Annotated in this window: 2 protein-coding genes; one reads left to right on the top strand and one right to left on the bottom strand. The window is 35.5% G+C overall.

Annotated elements, in window-relative coordinates; all coding sequences use genetic code 11:
• The first annotated feature begins 27 nt into the window (after window positions 1–27).
• Complete coding sequence (locus tag TW77_RS19105; protein ID WP_046006586.1) at window positions 28–2415, top strand: hypothetical protein; 2388 nt, start codon at window positions 28–30, stop codon at window positions 2413–2415.
• A gap of 6 nt (window positions 2416–2421) precedes the next feature.
• Here TW77_RS19105 and glyA read toward each other — a convergent pair whose 3' ends face one another.
• Window positions 2422–3675, bottom strand: coding sequence for a serine hydroxymethyltransferase (gene glyA / locus TW77_RS19100; protein WP_046006585.1), 1254 nt, complete (start codon window positions 3673–3675; stop codon window positions 2422–2424).
• Window positions 3676–3698 lie beyond the last annotated feature (23 nt).

Below are 3698 nucleotides of genomic sequence, written 5' to 3'. Positions count from 1 at the left end.
GTAAGGATAACTAGGAATTATCGTAGAATGGTCGAGCCTCATATAAGTAAATTTTTTCAGTCAGAAGGCTGTTGGCCGTTTTTATTAAGAGAGAAAGAGATTGGGCTTTGCTTGGATTTCATTGAGAATGATAACAGCGATAAATTAAAGTTACTACAAATAAAGGGTGTATCAGGTTGTGGTAAATCTTTCTTTTCAAAGGAGTTAGTATCAAGAGTTTCGGAAAAACAGCTTGCGAGCGCAGCTTTATATTTTAATGTGCCTCCTGCAGACCTAGATGCCTCTAAACTTTTTGATAAAGCTGGAAATACGCTTTGTAGTCCCCACAACGCCACAAAATTTTCTCCGTTTTACGTATCAAAAGGAATTGCTAAAAAGTGGACTCGTTTAAACAAGAGTGTCAATTACAGTAGAGCTTCATATTTATATGGAGTGGCAAGAGAGCTAACTAACCAGATACCTGTATTAGGCCCTTTTATTAAAGCGTTCTTGCCCGTTTCTATATTCGGAGGTATAGGAAATAGCCATGAAATTGATGCAATCGATTTTTTAATAAATGAATCGAAAACGAAAAAGGTTATTATAGTAATAGACAATACTCAGTTTTTACCATTAAGTTATAGAGCCATATTTGAGTCAAAATTAAGTAATGCAGGTCGTTTTTTTACACTTGTCTTAGTTGAGCGAACTATAAACTGTGAACATGAAAACTGGCTTCCGCTTCATAATAAAGCAATTGTGAAAAGTATAGAGTTTGGTCCAGCTTCATTGCAGGATACCAAAAGACTTGTACAGCGTATTTTTCCTATGGAAAATGATATAGAAGAATTGGTAAAGAGTATACATCGACGTAGTGAAGGAAACTTGAAGTCAATTTGGTTCCAGCTCAAGTTTTTAGTTGAACGTCGAGAAAATCAGGCACTAAATATTTCATCAGGCTCTTATCAGGGCGTAGTTCAATCGCTATCAACATCCGACACCATCGTATTAAGGCTTGTGGTATTTCTTTTAGGGGGATTATCCATAGGGAATATTGTAGATCTAGTTGGATCTTTAGACTTAAAAATTAGCGAAGAGACTGTTCGAAATGCAACGCAGGACCTTGTGACGTTTGGTTTGCTTGTCTTAAATAGTGAACGTCATGATAAACTGCGAGTTGAACACGAATTAATTGCTCACGTTGTATCAGAGCTAACCCCCGAAGAGGAAAAGCTTGAGTTAAGGTTACAGTTGGTGCAAGCGATCAGTGACATACTAGATGTTAGAGGGGAAACCGATAATGAGTTGGCACTGTATGATCGATTAATTGGAATTACTTATGAACAGGAAGTTAGAGCGAAAGCTAACATTCAAAACCATATCGTAACGTTTATTTATATACTAGACACTCAAGAGAATTTTTCATATTTAGCTAATATTTTTAGAGATAGCGTATGCTGGGATGTTCTAGATATCTTACCATCACATTCAGTTAAAATTATGCTTAATGCATTTCAAAAATGCTCACTTTTTAGTTTTGGCCTTATTGCAACTGAAAAGCTAAGAAATTACAGAAAACATAAAGATATAGCAAACTTATTTGAAGCCAAGTTTTTAGTTCAATTGTTCAGATATGAAGAGGCTGAGTCAATTATACTTGACACAAAACCTTCCAAAGAAAGAGATTCGATTCTCTTTAATATAAGGATAAATTTATGTGAAGATGAAAAAGCAGCTTCACTAGCATTGAGTACTTATAAAAAATTATCCCCCTTTTCTTCTGAGTATGATTTTTTAACGTTACGCAACTCTGGACATCTCTTCCCTCCAGATATATCAAGAAAGATATTGTCAGCATCAGTCACTGGGTTTGAAAGCATTGGCTCTGAGTTTGGTTATGCTACGGCGTTAAACAATGCAAGTATAGTAGAGTTGCATTCGAACAATCTTTACAAAGCAAAAATTATGCTAAATGAATCAATTGAAAAACTAAAAAAATTAAATTCGGTAGAGGTCTATCAGCCATATGTTAACCTGAGTGCAATATATATATTGGAGAAAGATATTTACAAATCTAAAAAATATCTGCTTTTAGCTCGTTCTGTTGTCCCTAAGTCATTGGCAATGGATGCTGCCATGCTGGACTTTAATGAATTAATAATTGATTTATATTGTAAAAACATATCATATTCAGAGGCGGTAGTTAAATTTGAGAGAATAAGGGTTGCATCATCTAGGACTAAGGACTTTAGATTTATAAGTGTCGTGAGCTGGTTTGTTTCAAAGCTAAAGAATATAGGAGAACGGAGTGGGGATGATAATGATATCCCCTTTGTTGACAACGATAAGGTGGGCATAGAGGTGTTCTTTGAAACGTATATAGATGGTAACTATATATTATTGCCATATATACTTTCACCAAACTGGAGGTATTAAGTCCTATTAGTCCTGTTTTCCTATTTTTACATTGTACTTGTGTATCAACTCCCTAATTGTGTCTATTTCTGTAGACTGGTTGTTTATTATATTTGCTATCCATTTAGCTAGTTTTATTAAATCTTTATCCTCGTAGTTAAGAATAGCGAGATTAGTTGTTCCGATGCGTAGCCCTGAAGTGGTAAGAGGTGAGCGTTTATCATTTGGAGTTAAATTTTTATTTATGAGTACCCCCAACTCCTCCATTTTTCTCTCTAACTCTGCTCCACTTGAGCTGCTATCTTTTAGATCAACTAACAAAATATGGCAATCAGTCCCATTAGATGTGAGATTAATTCCTTCTTCCATTAACACATCTCCCATTAACCTCGCCGAATAAATTATCGATTTTGCATATGAAGATATATCTCTGTCGCACCACTCTAACAGAGCAGCAAACTTACCCAGCATGTTAGTTTCATTTGCACCTCCTTGCGTGGTCGGAAAAATAGAACTATGTACCTCTTTTGTGTACTTGTCTTTATAAATCAATATACCTGAGTTTGGACCTCGTAGGTTTTTTACTGTGTTAAATGTTACAAAATCACAGTATGGGAAAACAGGTTTGTGGACATTTGCTGCTATAAATGTGGCTGTATGTGATATATCTGCATGCAAAAATGCATTAACTTTTCTTGCGATTTTGAAGCATCTTTCAAAATCAATTTCTCTAGATAAAGAACTTCCACCTACAATAATTAATTTAGGCTTTTCTCTAACTGCTACTTCCTCCAAGTTATCATAATCTATATATCCTTCTTGAGTTAGTTCATAGTTAACTGTCTTATGCCTTCTAGATATCAAAACGGAATGAGAAATATGTCCACCTTTTTTTGGCTTTAAACATAAAACAGTATCATCAGGCTCTAGAACAGAGTTATATACTATCTGATTTGCTTGTGTACCTGAATGTGGTTGCAATGAAGCTTTATATCCTACTGGATATCCAAATAACCTAAGGGCAAGCTTTTCCCCTTCAACCTCAACTATATCCATAGCCTTTGAACCGGGAAGGTACCTAGAAAGAGGCATTCCTTCGGCTGGAAGCACGAAAGATGGTTCAGATAATGCTCGAAGCACAGAAGGAAAAGGATAACAAGCACTTGCAATTAAGTGGATATGACTATTGATTATTCCCCATTGTAGAGAGATTATCTCATCGAGCCTGTTGGTGTTAAAGTCTGAGGAACGATCAAAGTAGTTTTGTCGTCTAAGTTTCATTCATAATTCCTAGTTATCCTTAC

It is taken from the genome of Pseudoalteromonas rubra (assembly GCF_000967655.1).
GTDB lineage: Bacteria > Pseudomonadota > Gammaproteobacteria > Enterobacterales > Alteromonadaceae > Pseudoalteromonas > Pseudoalteromonas rubra_A.
Note: the sequence above shows the minus strand (reverse complement) of the source record. Positions and strands in the feature narration are given on the sequence as shown.

Bases quoted from the DNA above. Each gene is read 5' to 3' on its own strand.
- TW77_RS19105 (WP_046006586.1), top strand. From the start codon at position 28: ATGGTCGAGCCTCATATAAGTAAATTTTTTCAGTCAGAAGGCTGTTGG.
- glyA (WP_046006585.1), bottom strand. From the start codon at position 3,675: ATGAAACTTAGACGACAAAACTACTTTGATCGTTCCTCAGACTTTAAC.